The organism is Streptomyces sp. NPDC090032, from assembly GCF_044748025.1.
Taxonomy (GTDB): Bacteria; Actinomycetota; Actinomycetes; order Streptomycetales; family Streptomycetaceae; genus Streptomyces.
This window is the reverse complement of record NZ_JBIVFF010000019.1, coordinates 76045-97421: the sequence shown is the minus strand read 5'-3', so window position 1 is coordinate 97421 and position 21377 is coordinate 76045. Positions and strand designations below refer to the sequence as shown.

Sequence of the window (21377 nt, the reverse complement as noted above, 5' to 3'; positions counted from 1 at the left end):
CGGCTCTGTGGCGATTGCCCTGTGCCTGCGAGGTCACCGCCCCACCCCCGTCGGAGTCCCGACCTCGCCGGTGCGCTTGAGTTTCTGCCAGCGCAGCCGGCCACCCGTGAGAGCGGTGATGGAGGAGTGGATGAGGACCAGGTACATCATCTGGCGGTACGCGATCTGCTGGAGCGGGAGCATCCACAGGTAGCGGTACTTCTCTCCGTCGAGGCGGAACGCGTAGGCGGCACACACGAGTTGGATGCCGAGTACGGCGAGCCACGCGAGCAGGGACGCCTTGAAGTCCACGAAGATCATCGAGTAGACGGTGAAGAGGTCGATCAGCGGTGCGAAGACCGGCGTGACGATCTGGAAGAGCACCACGAGCGGCATCCCCACCCGCCCGAAGCGGCCCGAAGGTCCCTTGTCCACCAGGGACTTGCGGTGCTTCCACAGCGCCTGCATGGTGCCGTACGACCATCGGTAGCGCTGGCTCCACAGCTGCTTGAGCGAGGCCGGCGCCTCCGTCCAGGCCCGTGCGTGCTCCTGGTACACCACGCGCCATCCGGCGCGGTGCATCGCGACCGTGATGTCGGTGTCCTCGGCGAGGGTGTCCTCACTCATGCCGCCCACCTCGAGGACGGCCTGGCGCCGGAACGCTCCGATCGCTCCGGGGATGGTGGGCATACAGCGCAGCAGGTCGTACATACGGCGGTCCAGATTGAAGCCCATCACGTACTCGATGTGCTGCCAGGCACCGATGACGGTGTTGCGGTTGCCGACCTTGGCGTTGCCCGCGACCGCGCCGATGTCCGGGGCGGCGAAGGGCTGCACGAGCTGCCGGACGGTGTCCGGCTCGAAGACCGTGTCGCCGTCCATCATCACGACGATGTCGTAACTGGCGTTGCGTACACCGTTGTTGAGCGCCGCGGGCTTGCCCGCGTTCTCCTGCCGGATCACCCGCACGTTGGGCAGGCCGAGGGACTCGGCGATCTCCTTCGTGCCGTCCGTGGAGCCGTCGTCCACGACGATGATCTCGATGGGATGCGTGCTCTGTGCGAGGGACTTGAGGGTGTTGGCGATGCACTCCTTCTCGTTGTACGCGGGGACGATCACGCTCACGGGCCTGGTGACGGGCGGCCCCCAGCTGAACCGGCGCTTGTTGCGCTGCCGGTAGTGGCGCCTCGCGAGGACCAGCATCATCGCGAATCGCGCCATGACCGCGACTCCGACGACCGCGAGGAAGACGGCCAGCGCCGGCACCGTCCACTCGGCGAGGGCGACCGCCGCGATGAGCGCCTTCCCTTCGTAGAGGGTGGTGCCGGCGGCTTCGGCGTGGGCGGCCTGTTCGACGTTCAGGGTGCTGCCCGGAGGGTTCGTCCCGGAGGAAGGCGGGATACCCGTGCCCTGCCGGGCCGCGCCGCCCGGGACCTGACCGGACCGCTGCTCCTCGCCGGGCTGGGCGGAATCGTCCTGCGCGGAGCCGGCCTGTGCCGCGGTCTTGGCCATGGCTCCGCTGACTGTCGTGAAGGTGTACCCCTTCGCCTTCATCTTCTTGATGTACTTCGGCAGTGCCTTGAGCGTCTGGTCACGGTTGCCACCGGCGTCGTGGAAGAGCACCGACGCGCCCTTGCTCTTCTTCGGCGTCGCCCACTGGACGATCTCCGAGACGCCCGGCTGCTTCCAGTCGTCGCTGTCGGTGTCGACGAAGACGCTGGTGTAGCCCATGGCGCCGAGCTTCTTGTAGACCGGCCAGCTGTAGTTGTCGATCGCGGCGGCCTCGGACGAGTAGGGCGCGCGCACCAGCTTCGTGGTGATGCCGGCCGCTCCCGCCAACGCCAGCTGGGTCTGGGTGAGTTCGCGCGCCACGCGCGCGTCGCTCTGGTAGGAGAGGTCGACGTGGGTGAAGGTGTGCAGACCGACCTCGTTCCCCTGGCCGACCATGTCCTTCACGATGCCGGGGTGCCGGGCGATCATGGAACCCACGAGGAAGAACGTGCCGTGCACGTCATTGTCCGCGAGGATCTCGAGGACCTTCTCGGTGTACGTGGCGTCGGGACCGTCGTCGAAGGTGAGCACGATGGTCTTCTTCGGAACGGACTGCGTCCGCATGGACCCGTTCGTCGAGGTCAGAATCGGGCCACCGTCGAGAATGCGCTGAGGCACCTTGTCGTAGGACGCGCCGGTGCGGACGCGGTGGTCGCCCAGAACCTCGGACCGCAGATATCCGTCGAGCATCATCACGCTGACGAGTCCCAGGACGAGAACGAGCGCGAGAACGACGCGTGGGCGCTGCAGGGCGGCGGCTCGACGCCCGGCGCGCTCGAAGCGGGAGGGAGCGGCGCGGCGACGGCGCCGCGCGGAGGTGGTGCGAGTCATGTTTTCCCTAACCTGCGCGTCAGCGGGCGTCGGCGGTGGCTGACACCGAGGGGACGGGCAGCGAAGGACTGGGCGAGAGGGACGGGCGGATCGCCGGAGGCGTGGCCTGCTGCTGACCGGCGCCGCCCGGGAAGCCGTACCCGGCGCCGGCCGGACCACGACCGACGCCGCCCCCGGCACCTCCACCGCCACCTCCACCGCCGAAGGGCAGCAGGTCCGTCGTGCTCACGGACACACCCCACCCCATGAACGACAGACCGAGGACGACCGCGTAGCCGAGGCAGGCGACGACCACGGCAAGGCCGAACCTGCGCAGCAGCTTGGCCCGGCGTCCGGAGCTGTCGACGAAGACGGGGCCCTCTTCGGACCCTTTGCCACGCTTGCGGTGGCTTCCGCGCCCAGCGGCACGGTTTTCGACGGAGGAATCGAAATGCATTCCCGGGACGCTAGACGCTCTTCATGTGGCAACTCCCAGTCATTCCTGTGTGCCCCCTGAGAACGCCCTCAGTTCCCTGTGATGTACCTGCTGACACCTGGATCACAGGCTTCCGTGTTTCAGTACCGGGACAAGACCGAAAGAAATGGGTGCATACGCGATGAGGAATCTTCTGGGGAGGCCGGCCGCCGCGATCGTGTCGCTGGTGGCGGCAGCGACCTGCGCGGGGTGCTCATCGGGGAACTCGGGCTCGGACTCGGCCGACGCGTCACCGCACGGTGCGCCATCACCGGGCGCGACCGCACCCTCCTCGTCCAGCCCGTTCGCCCCCTACGTCAGCGCCACGACCGCCTCCGACCTGGACGCGGCCGGGACCCCCTCCGCGTACAACCTGGCCTTCGCCATCGCGGACGGCAGCTCCTGCACACCCACGTGGAACGGCACGCACGCCATAGGCGACGCGAAGGTGAAGCAGCGGATCTCGGCACTCAAGGCATCCGGCGACGCGACCCTGCGCGTCTCCTTCGGCGGGGCATCCGGCAAGGAACTGGCTGAGACGTGCGGCAGCGCGTCCGCTCTGGCCGACGCCTACGCCGCCACGCTCGATGCCGCGGGCGCCACCGAGGCCGACTTCGACATCGAGGGCGATGCGCTCAAGGACTCCGACTCGGTGACCCTGCGCTCGAAGGCGATCGCCCTCTTGCAGAAGAAGCACACCGGCCTCAAGGTGTCCTTCACTCTTCCCGTGATGCCCTCGGGCCTGGACGCGGACAGCGTGGCGCTCCTCGAGTCGGCCAACGACCAGGGTGTGAACGTGTCCAGCGTCAACATCATGACGATGAACTACGGAACGTCGTACACCGGCGACATGGGCGACTACGCCATTACGTCGGCCAAGGCGGCGCACGCCCAACTCGCGGACATTTTCGGGCTGTCGGACAGGAACGCCTGGCGCGGACTCGCAGTGACGCCGATGCTCGGCACGAACGACATCGACAACGAGACGTTCACCCTTTCCGACGCCGCCCAACTGCGTGCCTTCGCGGAGAAAGAGGGTCTTGCGTGGGTCTCCATGTGGTCCACGTTCCGTGACCAGGAGTGCTCCTCCGCCGACACTTCGTCGGACGACCCGCTCGCCAACTGCAGCGGTGTGCAGCAGAGTTCGGGAGCGTTCGGCAAGGCTCTGGCCGGCTGAGGTGACGCGTTCGGGGGCTGGGTGACGCCGACGCCGATGCCCATGCCGACCGTATCTCTCAGCTCGACGCGCACCCATGCGGCATCATGCTCAGCATGAGCGACGCCCCCCACACGCACGGTGCCGGCGGCAACCTGGCACACAGCCGGGTGCCGATGACCGGCCGCGATCCGGAAGAACCCGGTCGGGTCTCCTCGCCGCTGGAGCTGCTGTTCGACCTGACGTTTGTGGTCGCGGTAGGAACCGCCGCCTCCGACTTCGCCGAGCTGTTCGCCGAGGGGCATCCCGGACCGGCGGTCACCGCGTTCGTGCTGGCGATGTTCGCGATCAGTGTCGCGTGGATCAGCTTCAGCTGGTTCGCCTCGGCGTTCGGTACGGACGACTGGCTCTACCGGGCGCTGACGATGATCCAGATGATCGGCGTCGTCGTGTTCTCGCTCGGCCTGCCCGCGATGTTCCACTCGGTCGACGAGGGCGAACACCTCGAACTGAGGGTGATGGTGCTCGGGTATGTCGTGATGCGGATCGCGATGGTGTTGCAGTGGCGGCGCGCGGCCCGGGAGTCCCCTGAATTCCGGGACGTCGGAAGGGCCAACATCCGCTGGACGGTGATCGTTCAGGTCGGTTGGGTCGTGGTCGCGTTCACGCATCTGCCGCTCACCGCGGTGTTCGTCGCCTTCATCGTGCTCGGCGCCCTCGAACTCGCACTGCCTGTCCTCACCCAGGGATACGCGGGCGGCACCCCTTGGCACCCGCACCATGTCGCGGAACGGTACGGCCTGTTCGCCATCATCGTCCTCGGGGAGGGAGTCGTCGGCACCGTCGCGTCCTCGGGCGAGCTTCTCGGCGGTGCGGACGGGACGCAGTGGAGCGGCAACGCGATCGCCGTGGTCGTCGCCGGCGTCGGACTGACCTTCGGCATGTGGTGGGTGTACTTCGCCACCCCCTTCGGCGACATCCTCGTGCACCGCCGCAGCCGCGGATACCTCTTCGGCTACGGGCACATCCCGCTCTTCATCGGGGTGGCCGGTGCGGGAGCCGGCCTGCACGTGGCCGGCCTGCAACTGGAGCACCACTCGGAGATCACCGATGTCACCGTGGTGCTGTCCCTGGCCGTCCCGGTAGGCCTGTTCCTGCTGATGGTGTATCTCCTCCACGCGCTGCTGCTGTCCGCGACCGAGGGTTTCCAGATGCTGCTGATCTCGCTCACGCTGGCGGTACTGCTCGCGGCGGTACTCCTGTCCGCGGCCGGAGTCGCCATCGCCGCGTGCCTCCTCATCGTGATGCTGGCCCCCTTCGTCACCGTTTTCGGCTACGAGACGATCGGCCACCGCCGCCAGCGGCAGATGCTGGAGGAACTGTCTTCACCTTGAACGAACTCAAGATCGGTTGAACGACCTCGGATCGGCGAATTCGGTCCGACGGCCACCTACGCCGTGTGGACCACCCCGCACCAGCGGGTTGTAGCCTCGCCCTATGAGCTGGCTGCCGGATGACTTCGTCCACCCCGTCCACGTACCCGTGCCCCGGACCGCGCTCCACCTGCGGCCGATCCGCGAGGCGGACACCCCGCTCGACTACCCCGCCGTGATGGGCTCCCAGGAGCGCCTGTGGGAGATCTTCGGTCCGGCCTGGTCATGGCCCATGGAGACGATGACCTATGAAGAGGACCGCCTCGACCTGCTGCGCCACGAGAAGGAGATAGCCGCGCACCAGTCCTTCAACTACGCACTGCTGGACGAGGAGGAGACGGCGATCCTCGGCTGCGTCTACATCGACCCGCCCGAGCGCACCGGCTCCGACGGCGAGATTTCCTGGTGGGTCGTCGACGACCTCGTCGACAGCGAGGCGGAGCGCGCGCTCGACGCGCTGGTGCCTCAGTGGATCACGGTCAACTGGCCCTTCCAGCAGCCCCGTTATGTGGGCCGCGACATCACCTGGCAGCACTGGCTGTCGCTGCCGCCCGCCACCTGACCACCGTTCACTCCGCGATCCGGGCAACTGCGACCGAATCGCCACCTGGGAGACACCAACCAATGAGCACGCCACCATCGCCGGCGGGAACGGGCCGTACTGACGAATCAGCCGTCCGGATCGGTGCTCTCGTTCCGCTCACTCGCCCCGGCTGGGTCGGGGCAGGCCAACACCTGCTCGCTGGACTCGAGTTGGCCGTCCGCGAGGTCAATGACGACGGCGGGATCGGCGGACGACCACTCGAGCTGGTGGTCCGGGACACCGCGGCTGATCCACAGCGGGCCGCGGCGGCCGTGGACGAACTGGCTCGTCTGGGCGTGGCTGCCTTGGCGGGGGAGTATCACAGCGTCGTCGCTCGCACCGCTGCTGCCAGGGCCGATGCCCTCGGCCTGCCCTTCCTCTGCTCGTCAGCGGTGCTCGACGCGCTCACTGAACAGCCGACGGAATGGGTCGCGCGCCTCGCCCCGCCGCAGTCCCGCGGCTGGCAGACCTACGCGGACTTCCTCCTCGGCGCGGGCCACAGCCGAGTCGCCGTAGCGGTCCAGCCGAGTGTCTACTGGGCATCTGGGACCCGCATTCTCCGGGACCACCTCGCTCCACGCGGTGGCACCGTCGTCGAACTCGACATGCAAGAGCTCGACCCCGCGGCGGTGTGTGACCAACTCGCCGAGCATCGCGCCACAGCGCTCCTTCTGCTGGTCGGCCATCCGGAGCCGGCCGTGTCGATCGTCAAGTCCGTCCGCCACGACCAGCGCCTCGCCGAGATGCTGATCGGTGCTCCGGCGGGGCAACCGGAGCTCGCCGAATGGGCGGCGTTGCTGGGCGACGACGGCGCCGGGATCCCGTTCCTGCGCTACCTGCCCGAGCGCCTGAGCCCTCTCGGTGCACGAGTCGAGACGGCCCTCCGCGAGCAGCTGGGCGAAGCGCCCTCCTTCGTCGCCTTCGAGGGCTATGACACGGTCGCCGTCCTCGCCGATGTGCTGCGTTCGCACGGGGTGGACCGGGCGGGCATCGCCGGATCCTGGCCGCGCGTAGCAGTCGAAGGCACCCGAGGACAGATCCAGTTCTCCCGCACGCCAGGCATCAGCGTCTGGCAGTGGACCTGGCCGCCCGTTCAAGTCGTTGATCGAGACCCGGCGAAACCCGATCGCTTTCGGATCCTCCACGCGGGCTGAAGAACACGCAGGCGGGCGGCCTTCCCAGCGCTGGATGCCCCATGGATGTGGTGCATCGACACGCCCTACTCGTCGGGGTCCCAGGCCTGGAGGAGGTCGACGAGATGCCGGTCGCCTTCGAGTTCGAGGGAGTCCACCGGAGTACGCCCGTGCAGGGCGAGTACCAGCTCGCAGGCCGTGCGTGCCCCGGAGTGAGGCGTCGGCTGCGTCCGGGGCCTCGCCGGCAGCGGTGCGGGCATTGTGCCGGGCGTGGGGAGACGGGTGATCCGGGCGCCGCCGGCGGAGACCGAGAGGCGCCAGGAGCGGCCCGCGGTCGCGTGGAGGTCGACGGCACCGGGCGTGTGCGGCCAGGGACTTGTCGTTGCGGAGCAGGTGGACAGGAACTCGTCGACACCGTTGAGTGCCACCTCGTCCGGGAGCGGCTGCGGGGTACCCACGGTGATCTGGGCGTCGTAGGTATCCGGCGAGATCTCCTGGAGCTGGTGCCGAGCGACGGCACCGGCCGTCTGCGACGTACCCCACCACGTCCAGCAACCGCGATCCTGGCCGGCCTCCCGCAGTGCGTCCAGCAGCTGCTGCGTCGACGCGGTCAGCCAGGCCAGCAGTGCCTCGCGCTCCCGAGGCGAACCCAGGACGTCCTTCGACGCGGACTTGGCCGGCGGAGTGGCGGCAGGCCCTGCGGCGACGGTGGCGGCCCAGAAGCGGTGGCTCTCGCCCATGTGCTGCACCAGATCGAAGAGCGTCCACTCGGGGCAGCTCGGCACCTGCACGTCGAGGGTGGGCGCGGAGGTGAACGCGGCGTGGAAGGGACGTGCGCGACGCGACGCTGGGCCGGCTCCCGTGGCTGGTGGCGTTCTACCGGGGCTGCCTAGTGCGAGTGGCGTACGTCGCCCGCGCATTGATCGAGGCTGAGCGACGTCCAATAGTCCAGCGACCGATGTCAGTGGGCGTCGCTATCGTGCTGAGGGTGATCGTGGGAAGTGAACAGACCCGGCTCGTGATCGTGCGGGGGAACTCGGCCTCGGGCAAGTCGTCGGTGGCGGCCGGAATCCGGGAGCGTTATGGGCGCGGCCTGGCCCTCGTGGGGCAGGACAATCTCAGGCGGGTCGTGCTGCGGGAGCGGGACGTTCCCGGCGGTGCAAACGTCGGGCTGATCGACCTGACCGCCCGTTACGCTCTCGATGCCGGCTATCACGTGGTGGTCGAGGGCATCCTGTACGCCGACCGCTACAGCGACATGCTTGCGGGCCTGGTCGGCGACCACCGGGGCGTGTCGCGCTGCTACTACCTCGACATCCCGATCGAGGAGACGCTGGCTCGGCATGCCTCGAAAGCCGATGCGGAGTATCTGGCCGAGGTCACCGATCAACATCTGTGGCAGTGGTACCGGCAGCGCGACCTACTGCCGGGCGGCCTGGAGACTGTCATCGGCCCGGACAGCGGGCTCCAGGCCACGGTGGAGCGCATCATGACCGAGACCGGTCTCGCTCGCCGGGCGGCCAATTAGTTGTCTGCGCGCACTTGTTATGGCCCTGGCGGGGCTGGCCGGGACTAGCGTCGTCGACCATGACTGAGACGAGTTACCTGCAAGCCACTCGGGCGGCCTACGACGCCGTTGCCGTCGACTACGAGAAGCTCCTTCGTGACGAGTTGAGCGCCAAACCGTTGGACCGCGCGATGCTCGCCGCGTTCGCCGAACTCGTACAGGAAGCAGGCACCGGGCCGGTGGCCGACCTCGGCTGTGGCCCCGGCCGCATCACGGCCCACCTCCATTCACTCGGGGTGGACGCATTCGGCATCGACCTCTCGCCCGAAATGGTCGAGGTCGCCTGCCGGACGCACCCCGGTCTTCGATTCGAAGAGGGATCGATGACCTCTCTGGACCTGGCAGGCGGCAGTCTCGGCGGCATCGTCGCCTGGTACTCGACCGTCCACACCCCACCGGAGCTGCTGCCGACCGTGTTCGACGAGTGTCTCCGGGTGCTGGCCCCGGGCGGCCACATGCTCCTGGCGTTCAAGGTGGGGGACCGGCGACGGCAGTTGGACCAGGCGTACGGCCACGAGTTGTCGCTCGATGTCTACTGGATGTCTCCTGAACGCGTGTCTGGACTGATGAGCGAGGCCGGCCTCGTCATGGATGCCCAGATGATCCGTGAACCCGACGAGAGCGAGAAGCCCCGGCAAGGCCGGCAAGGCTTCTTCTTCGCCCACAAGCCCAAAGGACCGGGAGGGGAAGCCTCAGACTGAGCGGCACGGACGACTGGCCGGCGTGGTCGGCGGATCGGAGCGGGCTCGTGCACGCCCTCCCGCACCCCGGAGTTTTCCCGGGGTGCGGTGGCCCGGCATGGCGAGCCCGGGGACCTCAGCGGGTCGCCGTCAGGGCGGACGTGGTGGTGAAGGTGTGGGCCAGGTTCGATGCCGACGTCGTCGCGTCCACGGTGTAGGCGTCGACCGTGAGGCTCTTCTTTGATGCCTTGAGGACCATGAAGCCGTTGTGCGAGAAGTCCTGCCAGCGTGCCGGGTTGGTGCCGTGGGCCTTGCCGTCGCCCGACTTGCCGGCCGTGCCGCACACGATCTGGCGGGTGCCGCGGCTGCGCGCGGTCGGTTCCAGGATCTGCTGGGTGTGGTCGTGGCCGGAGAGGATGAGGTCGGCTCGTCCGCAGACCACCTCCTCGTACAGCTCCTTGAGGTGGATGCCGCTGGTGTAGTTGCCGATGACGAAGCCGTCGTAGGAACCGGCGCTGCCGTGCTTGCCGTTGTTCAGGTACGGGTGGTGGCCGATCACGATCTTCCACGTGGCGCGCGAGGCGGAGAGCGCGGAGTCCAGCCAGCGGCGCTGCTCGCGCATGTACGGACCGTTCCAGTAGAAGTACGGGTCCAGTTGGGCCACGGTCGAGGCGACCGGGTTGGTGTCGATGGCGAAGAACTCGACCAGCGGGACGTCCGAGCCCGCCGCCGACGGCAGCGCGGCGGAGTAGTAGCGGGCCGGCATGTGCCAGCGCCGCGACGTCGTGGAGTAGGCGACCTCGCGGTCGCCTCGCGAGGGGTCGCCGCCGCTGCCGGGGATGAGGCCCGAGCAGTCGTGGTTGCCGAGAACCATCAGCCACGGGACGTCGATGCCGTCGTTGGGCTGCTCGAACTTGGTCGCGAACTCGTCGTCGTGCGCGGACTCCGGGCCGTTCTCGTAGAGGTTGTCGCCGAGGCCGACAGCGAGCGAGACGCCTTCGGTGCGGCATATCGCCTTGGCGGCCGTGGCCACGGCGTGCTGGACGTCGTCGCCGGTGCCCGCGTCCCCGGTCAGCAGTACGGCGTACTCGCAGTCGGGGCCAGGCCGGTGAGGGAAGGGGAACTTGCCCACCGGGGCATCGGCGGTGGTGTTGGATCTCGGCGCGGCTGCTGCGGTCTGCGGCAGCACGGCCAGGGCGGCGGCCCCGGCTACGGCGCCGCCCAGCACGGTGCGCCGGCCGAGCAGAGCGGACGGGGCCCCGGCGGCGGGTACCGGGCGGCCCGTGGTGGTGATGGTCGTGTCCAGGTCCAGCCACTGGGACTCGGTGAGGTCGGGCCGCGGGGGGATGTATTCGTCATCGCACATCCCATGTTTCTCGCAGGTAACTTTGCCCACTCGGTGAACGGTCGGAAAATCTTGAGTGCAGGTCCGACGTAGGGGGCAAGTGCCCGCACGCGCACCGCCGGTGTCCGAGCGGGTCCGGGGGCGGCGAAGCCGTAGCCGTGGCATCACGCGGCGCGTGGCGGGGCGGGCTTGAGGGGCGGGCGTGAGGAGCGTCGCCGTGCGTGCAGCGTCGAAGGAGGTCTCAGTGCCCGATGGCGAACAGGCGGTTCTCCACTCCGTCGAGGGCGAGCCGGAGCGCTCCGTGGGCCACCGCCTCGTCGCCGAGTCGGGAGGCGACGACGGTCACGGGGAAGAGGCAGAGCTCGGCGAGGCGGCTGCGCAGGGGAGCGAGGAGGAGTTCGCCCGCACGGGAGAGACCGCCGCCGATGACGACCGCCTCCGGGTCGACGGTGAGGACCACGGCGGCGACGCCCTGGACGAGGTCGGCGGCGAAGTCGTCGAGGGCCTTGATCGCCGCGGGGTCGTCGGAGCGCGCCGCGTCGAAGAGCCGCTCGGGCGTGCCCCACCGGTCCAGGAGTCGCCGATGCGCGGTGTACCAGCCGGAGCTGGGCAGCATGCCGATCTCGCCGGCCGCGCCGTGCCGGCCGTGCAGCACGGTGCCGTCGAGCAGGATGCCGGCCGAGATGCGGCGTCCCACATGGACGTAGACGACGTCGCGGGCGTCGGTGGCGCCGCCGCGCCAGCGCTCGCCGAGCGCGGCCAGCTTGGAGTCGTTGCCGGCGACGACGGGTGCGCCGAAGGTCGTCTCGAACGCGGACGCGAGGTTCGTGCCCTGCCACTCGGGCAGCACGGAGCTGATCGTGACGGTGTGGTCGGCGTCGACGATCCCGGTGGTGCCGACGCCCACGGCCCGTACGGCGTCGGTCTGGAGCCCGGCGCCGCGCAGCGTCCGGTGGCCCAACGCCCTTGCGGAGGCGATGCGTTGGCCCGGTGAAAGGTCGGGCCCCAAGGCGGTGCGGCGCACCCCGAGCACGGTGCCGGCCAGGTCGCAGACGAGGGCGAGCGCCTTGTGGACGCCTATGTCGAGGCCGAGGACGAAGCCGGACTCGGCGCGGAACCGGTAGCGCTTGGCGGGGCGGCCCAGGAGTCGGGGCGCGTCGGGGTCGGGGGTGACCTCCGCGGCCAGGCCCTGCTCGACGAGACCGGTCAGCGCGTTCTCTACGGTGGCGCGGGCGACTTCGGTGGCCTTGACCAGCTCGGTGAGGGTCAATCCGGTGTCCGCGGCGGCGTGCAGGGCGCGCAGCACGGCGGCCTGGTTGAACCGGCGCAGCAGCGAGGAATCGGCCCCCGATGTGGCAGCGATGTGAATCGGCCCCCTTGACGTGGTGGTGGTCCGGGTGGACTATCGAGCCGCTTTATTTCAGAAGGTAGCAGAAATAAAACCGCAGGTAGCAGAAATGAAACCGCCCGGCGCCGGCGCGTTTCCGTCCGTCGCGGCCGTCGACTTCCGCCCGAAACGAGTGTGATCCGTGCACCGTAGCCACATCGTCGGACGGCCCGTGCACGCCGTCTCCTCGTTCGGTTCGCTGTGTCACTTCCGGCCGGAGAACGCGCCCGCCGGCTCGACCGAGCGCTGCCTCGACTGCCCACTGGTACAGGGCAGTTGCCCCTACGCGGCACAGAAGCTGTACCAGGTGGGGCTGCGCGAGGGCGGCGCCAAGCGTTACTTCACCAGGATCGCGGCCGAGGAACTGACCGAGGAGGCCGTCACCCAGGCCCTGCGCACCGGACCGTACGGACTCTGCGTGTACCGCAGCGACAACGACGTCGTCGACCACCAGGTGGTGAACCTGGAATACGAGGGCGGGATCACCGCCGCGTTCACGCTGACCGCGTTCACCCCGCAGGAGAACCGCCACACCAAGATCTTCGGTACGCGCGGCCAGCTCACCGGAGACGGCCGGACCATCGAGATCTACGACTTCGCCACCGACGAACGCACCGTCGTCGACACGGACAACGGCGGCTCCTCCGCCGCGGGCCACGGCTGCGGTGACGAAGGGCTGATGGCCGCGTTCCTGCGGGCCCTGCACCAAGGGCGTCCCGAGCTGCTCCTGACCGGCGCCCAGGAGAGCCGCGGCACCCACCGCATCGTCTTCGCCGCGGAACACGCGCGGCGCACGGGACAGGTCGTGCGCGCCTGTAGTCCGTGCCACCCACCCCGACCTGTGACCACCGCGGAACCACCCTGGAAGAAGGAGAAGGCCATGAGCACCTACCCCTCCCGAAGAACGGTCCTCGGAGCCGGCGCACTGGCGCTGGGCCTGGGCATCACCGCGACCGCACCCGCCGGCGCCGCCGGACAGTCAGCTGCGCTCGCGCCGCAGGACACCAAGGGCACGCTCACCCTCACCGCGGGACACCTCTCCATCGGCCTCGACTCGGCCGGCACCGTCGTCTCCCTGCGCGACACCCGCACCGGTCACGAGTACGCCGCCGACGGCAGATCGGCCTCGCTCGTCAGCCTCGTCGTCGACGGCAAGCAGATCCGGCCGACCCGCGTCACCCGCGCCGGCCACTCCCTGCTGCGGTTCACCCACGACACCGCGGGAGCGACCGTCGACGTGGAGGTGCGGGCGAAGAACACGTACACCACGCTCGAAGCCGTACGGGTCCAGAGCCCCCGCGGCGCGGACGTACAGACGCTGCTGTGGGGGCCGTTCGCGACGAACGTGACGCAGACGGTCGGCGAGTGCGTGGGCGTCGTACGGGACGACGCGTTCGCGCTCGGGCTGCGCCCGCTCACCGACCGCACCGAGGGCGCCTGGCCCCAGGAGTACCAGAACCTCGGCTGGGAGAGCGAGGTCGCCGACAACCCGTCCGACCTCCAGGTCGCCCCGCACGAGGAGTGGAGCGCGGCCGGGCGCACCCCCTGGGGCTCCGTGCTGCGCGCCTTCACCTTCGACTACACCAAGGAGCGCCCGCGCGGGACCCGCGCCGGATACCGCATCCCCGTCGGCCCGCTGCCCGGCGACCAGGGGCGCGTGACCGGCTCGCGCATCGCCCTCTTCGGCGCCGCGCCGGACCTCACCCCGACCGTCCTGTCGGCCGTCGCCGCCGCCGAAGGACTGCCGTACCCCACGCAGAACGGCCAGTGGCAGAAGACGGCCCAGGCCAGCAGCGAGTCCTTCCTCGTGTTCCACGACCTGAAGACCGCGAGCATCCCGGACGCGGCCCGTCTCGCGCAGGCCGCCGGAGTCAGCTGCGTCTACTCCCTGCCCAACGCCGTCGGCCCCTGGCAGACCACCGGCCACTACCAGTTCGACTCCTCGCTCGGCGGCGACGACGCCGGTGCGACAGCGGCCGTGCGCGCCGCCGAGGCCGGCGGCGTCCGCATCGGCGTGCACACCATCTCCGACTTCATCTCCACCGACGACGCCTACGTCACCGCCCCCGCCGACCCGCGCCTCGCCCTCGGCGGCCGCGCGCGGCTCACCCGCCCGCTCACCGCGACGGACACCACCCTCGCCCTCGACGCCGGCGCACTCCTCGGCGGCGGCCCGTACGGCCAGATGCTGCGCATCGGCGACGAGTTCGTGCAGTACGCGACCGCCACCCGGTCCGGAGACACGTGGGAACTGACGGGCGTCAAGCGCGCCCAGTGGGGCTCGACCGCCGTCGCCCACTCCGGCGGCGACACCGCCGCGCGCGTCCTGCTCAACAGCTACAACAGTCCCATCGGCGGCATCGGCATCATCGACGAGATCGCCGACCGCCTCTCCACCGCCTGGAACACCACCGGCATCCGCGCCAACTCGTACGACGGTGTCGAGTCCGCGGGGGAGTCGGGCTGGGGCAGTTACGGCATGGCGCGCCTCATCAACGGCACCTACAGGAAGAACCGGCGCAAGGACGGCTTCGTCACCGAGACCAGCAGGATGTCGTCCAACACCTGGGACGCGCTGACCCGGGCCAGCTGGGGCGAGGTCGGTGTCACCTCCTGGAACCAGGTCCTCGTCAACAACGACTTCTACCGCGCCAACTTCCTTCCCGGAATGCTGGGCTGGATCAGCCTCAGGTCGTCCGAGACGCTCGTGAGCATCGAGGGCAAGCTGGCGCGCGCGGCGGGCCTGAACGCAGGCGTCGGCTTCCAGGGCGGCATCGCCGACCTGACCGCGGGCGGCGAGAAGGCACTGCGCATCCTCGACGCCATCAAGCAGTGGGAAGCGGCCCGCAACGTCGGCGCCTTCACCGAGGCACAGCGCACGCGGCTGCGGGACCTGACCACGAACTGGCACCTCGACGTCGTCACCCCCGGCAAGGAATGGTCCCTCCAGCAGACCGATGCGGACGGCACCCCGACCGGCACGCCCGAACGCGTCCTCACCCCGACCCCCGTCCTGTCAGCAGACGCCCTGCCCGCGGCACAGCACAACCACCTCTACGGGGCGCGCGTCACCACCAACACCCCTGCGACGGTCCGCTACGAGATATCCGCGGGAGCCCTGCCCGACGGCCTGCACCTCAACCAGGACACCGGAGGCATCACGGGCACACCCACCGCGCGGGGCACATCCCGCTTCACCATCACGGCACGCAGCACGGCAGGCCTCGCGGACGCCTCCCGGACGTACCGGCTGACCATCGGGCGGTGAGCGAGCGACATGTGGACGGCACGGTCCCACTACTGCGGATCCAGGTGAGCCCCGGATTCACCAGCGTGGCACCTAGTGGCCGGCCGACCTGTTCCGTGTCCCTCTGGGCATGTGCCGGTCGGCCCGGCCCTCCTCCACGCACGACCTAGTCCGTGTGCCGCCACAGCGTCATGTCCATGGACAGAAAGGCGACGTCCGGCATCGCGGTCGACTTCGTCTGGATCACGAGCAGTGCGATGTCTCCGTTGCGGTGCCGGACGCAGATCTCGGTACCCGACGCCGCCGCGGCGAGCGGGAGGTGATGTTCCGTCTGGCTTTTGGTGAGGCTGCGGCACTCTTCGAGATTCGCGCCCGGTTCGCCGAAGACCATGGTGAACACGCTGGTGTCGCTCTCCAGCGCGCACCCGGCGTCCTTCGCGCAGGTGAAACGGATGTCCCCCGCGCGGTCCTTGCGCTGGAACGGTTCCCTGAAGCTCAGTGAGTCCTTCGCGTCCAGCCACTGCCCCGAGTGGGGCTCGCCCCGCACCGGCCCGGCAGTGGTGAGGGTGTCGCCCGCCGTGTCCCCAGTCTTGTCCGATTGCTCGTCGGCTCCGCTGCCGTCTGTCCCCGACGCCTTCCCGGCTCCCCGAGCTGACGCCGATGACGACGCCGACGCGCTCTCCGAGCTCCTCGGATCGGCCCCCGCCGACGCGCCCGTACGATCCGAGCCCTTGTCCGCCCGGTCGCGGAACACACCCGTCGCGTCCATGACCGTCCATGCCAGAACAGAGAGGACCAGCACGGCCGCCGTCACGGCCACGCCCACGGCCAGTCCGGCCCCGCGTCTTCGTGACGCCTCCTCGCCCGAGCCCGTCGGCGCCGCCCATGGGTCGCGCACCTGCCGCGGCTCCGTGGCGTCCAACGGCAGCGTGTGCGCCGGCGTCGGGACGGGCACCGGCGGCGGCACCGTCACCTCCGGCCCCATGACCTCTCGCCAGACGGTGGGCCCCGCGCCCGCGTCGGCGTCCTCGCCCAGCTGCTGCCGGCACCACTCCACGACCTCCGCGAGGGTGGCCCGGTCCGCCGGATCGGCGGCCAGGCAGCGGGCGATCAGCGGACGGAGCCGGGCGGGCAGCAGCGACAGATCGGGCTCGGAGTGCACGATCCGGTACAGCACGCTGACCGCGGGACCATCCCCGTACAGCGGCTCACCGAGCGCCGCGAAGGCCGCGGTCTGGCCGAGCGCGAACACGTCGGTCGCCGCCGTGACCTCGCCCGCGGACGCCTGCTCGGGAGCCATGAACTGGGGTGTGCCGATGGTGGACCCGGTGGCGGTGTACGAACTGACGCCCGCGGCCAGCGAGATACCGAAGTCGATCACGCGCGGTCCGTCGGACGAGAGCAGGACGTTCGACGGCTTCAGGTCGCGGTGCACGATCCCCGCGCCGTGGATGGCCTGGAGAGCCTCGGCGACTCCGGCCATCAGCCACAGCACCGCGGACTCCGGCAGCGGCCCGCCCCGGCCGACAGCTTCCGCCAGCGAGGGACCGGGTACGTACAGCGTGGCCAGCCAGGGCGGTGCGCCGTCCGCGTCGCCGTCGATCAGCTCCGCGGTGTACGCGCCCTTGACCCGCCGGGCAGCCTCCATCTCCCGGCGGAAACGCCGCCGGAAGTCGGGGTCGTCGGCCAGTTCGGCCCGGACGACCTTGATCGCCACTGGTCGGCCGCCCTGCGTATGTGACAGATAGACCCGCCCCATGCCGCCTGCGCCGAGCCGCGCGGCCAGCCGGTAACCGGCCACCACGGACGGATCGTCCGCCTGCAGCGGCTCGAACACCTCATGCGCGTCGCACGTCGCCACTCGTCACCCCCTGATCCCCGGGATCACCCGACCCCGGATCCCCTGGCCCCCGGCTCCCCGGATCCCCTGGCCCCCTGGTCAACAAGCGAGTTGCTGCTGACCGACGGCAGCAGCCTATGCCGTCCCCGCCCCCGAGGGATCTACCTGTCGACGTGGCCCTCGGCACCGGGAACGTCGTCGAAGCCGCCGCCACTGGACAGATGTGCGGAACTGGTCCACTCTTCTCGTCCGTGATCACCCCTTCTCAGCCCCACGAGTTCACCACGGCCGCCCGCTCGCAGCAGTTCGAAGCCATCGCGGCCGTGGCGGAGCAGACGGCCGCCCTGCTGCGGTCGTGCGTGGACACCGCGGTGCCCATTCCCGGTGCCCGGTGGACCGTAGGCGAGGCCGCCGCCCATCTGCTGGTGGCCAACGAGCTGATGGCCGGCCTCGCCGAGGGCCGCCAACTGCCGTACGGCGACGGCACCCCGGAGAGCCTCGCCGAGGCCAACGCCGCCTCCCTCGCCGTCTTCACCGAGCGCGACGGCACCGTGCTGGCGGACGGTATCGTCCGTCACGCGCACGCGTTCAACGAGGCGGCCTGCCTGCGCCCCCCGGACGGACCGACGCTCACCCCGCTGGGCCCCATGGACCTGGCGACCCTCGGCTCATACCTGCTGACCCACATGCTCGGCCACGGCTACGACATCGCCGTCGCCCTGCGCCGTCCCCACATGATCGACCGTGAACGCCTCGAACTGGCCCTGCCGTTCCTCACCTTGGCGATGCCCCGGGTCGTCGACAAACGGGCCGCGGCCGGTCACAACGGCTGCTACGAACTGCGCGTGCGCGGCGGCTCCCGGTTCGCCGTGACCTTCGCCGACGGCGTCGCGACCGTGAGCGCCGAACCGCCGCGCCGCCCCGACTGCACGATCGCGGCCGAGCCGGTCACGTTCTTCCTGCTGGCACTGGGCCGGTGCAGCCCGACGCGGGCCATCGCGCGAGGCAAGATACTCGCCTGGGGGCGCAAGCCCTGGCGCGCCCCGGGCTTCCCCACCCTGTTCACGGCGCCGTAGCGCTGTCCGTACGGGAGTCGCTGTGGAGGCATCGCCCGTTCCTGTTGCTGAGGTCTTGCTCAGGTCTTGCTCAACTCGCTTCATCTCTGGCTGGATCACGGTGAAGATCACTCCACCACCAAGCGATCGAGTGGCGGAGCGCTGAGCGCCCGTCGCCCGGTCCCTGAAGCGCAACCATGGGGGAGCGGCAATGGCAAAAGCAGTGCGGGCCTCGTTGGGGGAGATGTGGATCACATGCCAGGTCTGCAAGGGCGATCTCTTCCGTGAGCGAGGCGTCAAGCTCAACAGCACCGGCGGGGAGATGTTCAATCTGGCCTGGGCCGATGAGACAGCGACGGGGCTGATCTGCTGGCGTTGCGGCTTCGTGCACCTCTTCGTGAACCGAGAGATCCAGTTGCACCGCGTCAAGAAGTAGCGGGAGAGGGCTGATCCCTTGACTGACGTGCCTGCCCTGCCTCGGCTCGCCGGCCGTTCAGCCGGTGGCGTGGCGGGGTGCCCTCCGCGGGATGCAGAAGAGCGCAAGGGCGGCGGCCGTCAGGTATGCGGCCGCACCGATGGCCATGCTGGTGCGCAACCCTGTGGTGAAGCTGCCGGTGCCGGCCAGCAGGGAGCCTCCCAGCGCGACGCCTGCGGCACTGCCAACCTGACGGGTGGTGTTGAACAGGGCGGAGGCGGTGCCGGAGAACTTGTCCGGGGTGGCTGCCATCACGGTGGTGGTTGACCCGGTGAGGGCGAAGGACGTCCCGAAGCCGGCCGCCATCATCGGCGCCACGAGCAGTGCGTAGCCCGGGTTCGGTCCGGCCGCGGCCCAGCCGGCCAGGCCTGCTGCTCCGAGGAGCATGCCGGTGACCACGAGCGGGCGGTGTCCCGTACGGGGTGCCAGTCGCCCGGACAGGACGGAGGCGAACATCGTCATCGCCACCGCCGGGAAGAGGGCGAGCCCGGTGCGCAGCGCGGTCAGGCCGCGCTGATGCTGGAAGTACAGGCTGGCGGTGAAGATCATGCCGTAGAAGGCGAAGTTGAACAGCATGCCGATGGTCGCCGCCCCACTCATCTGGCGGGAGCGCAGCAGACGCAGGGGCAGCACGGGGGTGCGGGCCATGTGCTCGCGCAGGACGAACGCGGCGGCTGCCAGCACGCACAGGCCGGCCCCGATCAGGATCAGTGGGTCCGTCCAACCACGTCGTCCGGCCTCGTTGAGTACGGCGGTCAGCAGGGCCACCGTCGCGATGATCGCGCACTGGGCCGGCCAGTCCACGGGGCGGTCCGTCCGCCGGGCCGAAGCGGGCACGCGGCGCAGCGTGAGCAGCAGGCAGGCGCATCCGACGGGAAGGTTGATGAAGAACACCCAGCGCCAGCCCACGGTCGTGACCAGGAGCCCGCCCAGGAGGGGGCCGGCGGAGGCGGCGATGCCTGCCATGGAGCCCCACAGGCCGAAGGCCCGGGAACGCTCGGCGGGTGAGGGGTACGCCTGCTGGAGAAGAGCGAGGGAGGGGGGCACGATCAGTGCCGCACCGAGTCCTTCCAGCAGCCGGGCGGCGACCAGGGTCCCGGTGCTCGGGGCCAGCCCGCAGCCCGCCGAGGCGACGGTGAACACCGCTACCCCGATGCAGAAGATCCGGCGGTTGCCCAGCCGGTCCCCGAGCGCGCCGCCGGTGAGCAGCAGGCCGGCGAAGACCAGGGTGTAGCTGTTGGTGATCCACTGGATCCCGGTCAGCGAGGTCGACAGGTCCCGCCCCATCACAGGAACGGCGACGTTGATGACGGTCACGTCCAGGATGACCATGAAGTAGCCCGCGCAGACCGCGAGCAGCGGGGCCAGAGGCCGGCCCGAAGCCGCAGACCTGTCCGGTCCACAGTCCTGAGGACCACCGCTACGCATCATGGCGACACGCTATTTCAGGAACACGCCGCTCTCGGCAGCCCACGGCCGTGTCGTTCGCATGCTGAACCGCGGCGTCCGGCAGGGCGATGAGGGACGTCCGCTGCGTCCCGTTCGGATACCGCCCCCAGCAGGACCCGCAAACGCCAAGATCCCGTCCGATGGGTCAGATCGGACGGGATCTCGTGCAAAGGTGGCCTCGCCTCGCCCTGCTGTGTCCGTCAGGAGACTCGGACGAGGTGGGATGCGGTCTAGTACGGGCCGTTCACGTTGTCGATCGAGCCGTACCGGGCGGCCGCGTAGTTGCAGGCGGCGGTGATGTTGGCGACCGGGTCGAAGCTGTCCATCGAGGTGCCGGGCACGTGGTAGGTGGCGAACGTGGGGGCGATGACCTGCAGGAGTCCCTTGGACGGGGTTCCGGCGGCAGCGTTGGAGTCCCAGTTGTTGATCGCCAGCGGGTTGCCGGAGGACTCACGCATGACGTTGCGGTGGATGCCCTCGTAGGAGCCGGGGATGCCGTGCTGGGCCATGATGTCCAGCGACTCCTTGATCCAGCCGTCGAGGTCGTTGGTGTACGTCTTCTTCGCCGGGGCAACGGCGGGCTCGGCGGTGAGCTTGGTCGTGCGCTCGGAGCGGTCCGCCCGCTCGGCGGACGCCCTGGTGGCGGCCGGCTTCTGCGTGGACTCGGCCGGGCCCTTCTTACCGAGGGTGAGCTTGACGCCGGGGTGGATCAGCTTCGGGTCGTCGCCGAGGACGCTGCGGTTGTCGTCGTACAGCTTCTTCCACCCGCCGCTCACCGAGTGGTCTCGGGCGATCTTGGAGAGGGAGTCTCCCGCGACGACGACGTAGGTCGTCGAGGCCGCGGCGGGCTTGGCGGCCGTGTCGGCCTGCGCCGCGCTGGCGGCGGTCGCGCCGAGCAGCGGGAGAACGAGCACAGCCCCGCCCGTGCCTGCGGCGGCGAGGCCCCGGGTGAGCGAGCTGGACTTGGCGCGGCGGTGCTTTCCCTTTGCAGGCATGACGAATTCCTCTCCGTCGCCTACGAGGTGAGCTGTCGGGTTCGGACGGGAGATGTCCGGCCGCACTGTGAATGCGACTTCACCCCGAGCCGTTCCGGAATCCGGATCGGCGGCATAACTGGGTTCCCCGCTCCTGCCGTGAGCGTGTGAGTGAGTGGGTGCTTCCGGACAGCGGCAGGATTCGGCGTTCCGTCCGGATTGACCGTGACGTTAAGCG

17 protein-coding genes and 1 riboswitch are annotated in these 21377 nt (G+C 69.8%); of the genes, 9 read left to right on the top strand and 8 right to left on the bottom strand.

The annotated features are described in order from the left end of the window. Positions 1-33: 33 nt before the first annotated feature. Both ACIPWY_RS36020 and ACIPWY_RS36015 read right to left on the bottom strand, forming a co-directional pair. Complete coding sequence (locus ACIPWY_RS36020) at positions 34-2361, bottom strand: bifunctional polysaccharide deacetylase/glycosyltransferase family 2 protein (protein WP_393705322.1); 2328 nt, start codon at positions 2359-2361, stop codon at positions 34-36. A 19-nt stretch (positions 2362-2380) separates the two neighbouring features. After that, positions 2381-2797 carry a hypothetical protein gene (locus ACIPWY_RS36015; RefSeq protein ID WP_362908330.1) on the bottom strand — a complete coding sequence of 139 codons (417 nt, stop codon included), beginning with the start codon at positions 2795-2797 and terminating at the stop codon, positions 2381-2383. Positions 2798-2957: 160 nt separating this feature from the next. On the opposite strand from ACIPWY_RS36015, the gene ACIPWY_RS36010 reads away from it, so the two are divergent. The 4 genes from ACIPWY_RS36010 to ACIPWY_RS35995 all read left to right on the top strand — a co-directional run bounded on the left by ACIPWY_RS36010 (position 2958) and on the right by ACIPWY_RS35995 (position 7141). Further along, positions 2958-3992, top strand: a complete 1035-nt coding sequence (locus ACIPWY_RS36010) for a chitinase (RefSeq protein ID WP_393705323.1) — start codon at positions 2958-2960, stop codon at positions 3990-3992. 95 nt (positions 3993-4087) lie between these two features. Then, complete coding sequence (locus ACIPWY_RS36005) at positions 4088-5365, top strand: low temperature requirement protein A (protein ID WP_362908332.1); 1278 nt, start codon at positions 4088-4090, stop codon at positions 5363-5365. Between the two features lie 103 nt (positions 5366-5468). Next, a complete protein-coding gene (locus ACIPWY_RS36000; RefSeq protein ID WP_362908333.1) occupies positions 5469-5966 on the top strand; it encodes an N-acetyltransferase in 498 nt (165 codons plus the stop codon). Between the two features lie 62 nt (positions 5967-6028). After that, positions 6029-7141 (top strand): ABC transporter substrate-binding protein, encoded by a 1113-nt coding sequence (locus tag ACIPWY_RS35995; RefSeq protein WP_401536612.1) that lies wholly within the window; start codon positions 6029-6031, stop codon positions 7139-7141. A gap of 65 nt (positions 7142-7206) precedes the next feature. On the opposite strand, the gene ACIPWY_RS35990 is transcribed toward ACIPWY_RS35995, so the two are convergent. Further along, the gene (locus tag ACIPWY_RS35990; RefSeq protein WP_401536610.1) at positions 7207-7911 is read right to left on the bottom strand and encodes a maleylpyruvate isomerase family mycothiol-dependent enzyme; all 705 of its coding nucleotides are present in this window, start codon (positions 7909-7911) and stop codon (positions 7207-7209) included. A 167-nt stretch (positions 7912-8078) separates the two neighbouring features. Between ACIPWY_RS35990 and ACIPWY_RS35985 the strand changes: the two genes are divergently transcribed. Both ACIPWY_RS35985 and ACIPWY_RS35980 read left to right on the top strand, forming a co-directional pair. After that, positions 8079-8648, top strand: coding sequence for an AAA family ATPase (locus tag ACIPWY_RS35985; protein WP_401536653.1), 570 nt, complete (start codon positions 8079-8081; stop codon positions 8646-8648). A gap of 59 nt (positions 8649-8707) precedes the next feature. Then, on the top strand, positions 8708-9388 hold the full coding sequence (locus ACIPWY_RS35980) for a class I SAM-dependent methyltransferase (RefSeq protein WP_401536608.1): 681 nt from the start codon (positions 8708-8710) through the stop codon (positions 9386-9388). A gap of 115 nt (positions 9389-9503) precedes the next feature. On the opposite strand, the gene ACIPWY_RS35975 is transcribed toward ACIPWY_RS35980, so the two are convergent. Together ACIPWY_RS35975 and ACIPWY_RS35970 are read right to left on the bottom strand one after the other, a co-directional pair. Further along, positions 9504-10733, bottom strand: coding sequence for a metallophosphoesterase (locus ACIPWY_RS35975; RefSeq protein ID WP_393705325.1), 1230 nt, complete (start codon positions 10731-10733; stop codon positions 9504-9506). A gap of 220 nt (positions 10734-10953) precedes the next feature. Beyond that, positions 10954-12018, bottom strand: a complete 1065-nt coding sequence (locus tag ACIPWY_RS35970) for an ROK family protein (protein ID WP_401536606.1) — start codon at positions 12016-12018, stop codon at positions 10954-10956. Positions 12019-12241: 223 nt separating this feature from the next. Here ACIPWY_RS35970 and ACIPWY_RS35965 point away from each other — a divergent pair, with 223 nt between their 5' ends. Further along, complete coding sequence (locus ACIPWY_RS35965) at positions 12242-15367, top strand: Ig domain-containing protein (RefSeq protein WP_401536604.1); 3126 nt, start codon at positions 12242-12244, stop codon at positions 15365-15367. 145 nt (positions 15368-15512) lie between these two features. On the opposite strand, the gene ACIPWY_RS35960 is transcribed toward ACIPWY_RS35965, so the two are convergent. After that, positions 15513-17207, bottom strand: a complete 1695-nt coding sequence (locus ACIPWY_RS35960; protein WP_362908340.1) for a serine/threonine-protein kinase — start codon at positions 17205-17207, stop codon at positions 15513-15515. Between the two features lie 233 nt (positions 17208-17440). Here ACIPWY_RS35960 and ACIPWY_RS35955 point away from each other — a divergent pair, with 233 nt between their 5' ends. Both ACIPWY_RS35955 and ACIPWY_RS35950 read left to right on the top strand, forming a co-directional pair. Further along, positions 17441-18262, top strand: coding sequence for a maleylpyruvate isomerase family mycothiol-dependent enzyme (locus ACIPWY_RS35955; RefSeq protein WP_401536651.1), 822 nt, complete (start codon positions 17441-17443; stop codon positions 18260-18262). 190 nt (positions 18263-18452) lie between these two features. Then, complete coding sequence (locus tag ACIPWY_RS35950; protein WP_362908342.1) at positions 18453-18677, top strand: hypothetical protein; 225 nt, start codon at positions 18453-18455, stop codon at positions 18675-18677. Between the two features lie 57 nt (positions 18678-18734). Here the strand turns inward: ACIPWY_RS35950 and ACIPWY_RS35945 are convergent, their stop codons facing one another. Together ACIPWY_RS35945 and ACIPWY_RS35940 are read right to left on the bottom strand one after the other, a co-directional pair. After that, positions 18735-20144, bottom strand: coding sequence for an MFS transporter (locus ACIPWY_RS35945; RefSeq protein ID WP_401536649.1), 1410 nt, complete (start codon positions 20142-20144; stop codon positions 18735-18737). A 251-nt stretch (positions 20145-20395) separates the two neighbouring features. Then, positions 20396-21160, bottom strand: coding sequence for a transglycosylase SLT domain-containing protein (locus ACIPWY_RS35940; protein WP_383893667.1), 765 nt, complete (start codon positions 21158-21160; stop codon positions 20396-20398). A gap of 4 nt (positions 21161-21164) precedes the next feature. Continuing rightward, positions 21165-21357, bottom strand: a riboswitch (cyclic di-AMP (ydaO/yuaA leader). Positions 21358-21377: the final 20 nt, after the last annotated feature.

Coding starts and splice junctions, on each gene's coding strand:
- ACIPWY_RS36005 (WP_362908332.1), top strand. CDS start 4,088: ATGAGCGACGCCCCCCACACGCACGGTGCCGGCGGCAACCTGGCACAC.
- ACIPWY_RS36015 (WP_362908330.1), bottom strand. CDS start 2,797: ATGCATTTCGATTCCTCCGTCGAAAACCGTGCCGCTGGGCGCGGAAGC.
- ACIPWY_RS35985 (WP_401536653.1), top strand. CDS start 8,079: ATGTCAGTGGGCGTCGCTATCGTGCTGAGGGTGATCGTGGGAAGTGAA.
- ACIPWY_RS36000 (WP_362908333.1), top strand. CDS start 5,469: ATGAGCTGGCTGCCGGATGACTTCGTCCACCCCGTCCACGTACCCGTG.
- ACIPWY_RS35950 (WP_362908342.1), top strand. CDS start 18,453: ATGGCAAAAGCAGTGCGGGCCTCGTTGGGGGAGATGTGGATCACATGC.
- ACIPWY_RS35980 (WP_401536608.1), top strand. CDS start 8,708: ATGACTGAGACGAGTTACCTGCAAGCCACTCGGGCGGCCTACGACGCC.
- ACIPWY_RS35975 (WP_393705325.1), bottom strand. CDS start 10,733: ATGTGCGATGACGAATACATCCCCCCGCGGCCCGACCTCACCGAGTCC.
- ACIPWY_RS35945 (WP_401536649.1), bottom strand. CDS start 20,144: ATGCGTAGCGGTGGTCCTCAGGACTGTGGACCGGACAGGTCTGCGGCT.
- ACIPWY_RS36010 (WP_393705323.1), top strand. CDS start 2,958: ATGAGGAATCTTCTGGGGAGGCCGGCCGCCGCGATCGTGTCGCTGGTG.
- ACIPWY_RS35940 (WP_383893667.1), bottom strand. CDS start 21,160: ATGCCTGCAAAGGGAAAGCACCGCCGCGCCAAGTCCAGCTCGCTCACC.
- ACIPWY_RS35995 (WP_401536612.1), top strand. CDS start 6,029: ATGAGCACGCCACCATCGCCGGCGGGAACGGGCCGTACTGACGAATCA.
- ACIPWY_RS36020 (WP_393705322.1), bottom strand. CDS start 2,361: ATGACTCGCACCACCTCCGCGCGGCGCCGTCGCCGCGCCGCTCCCTCC.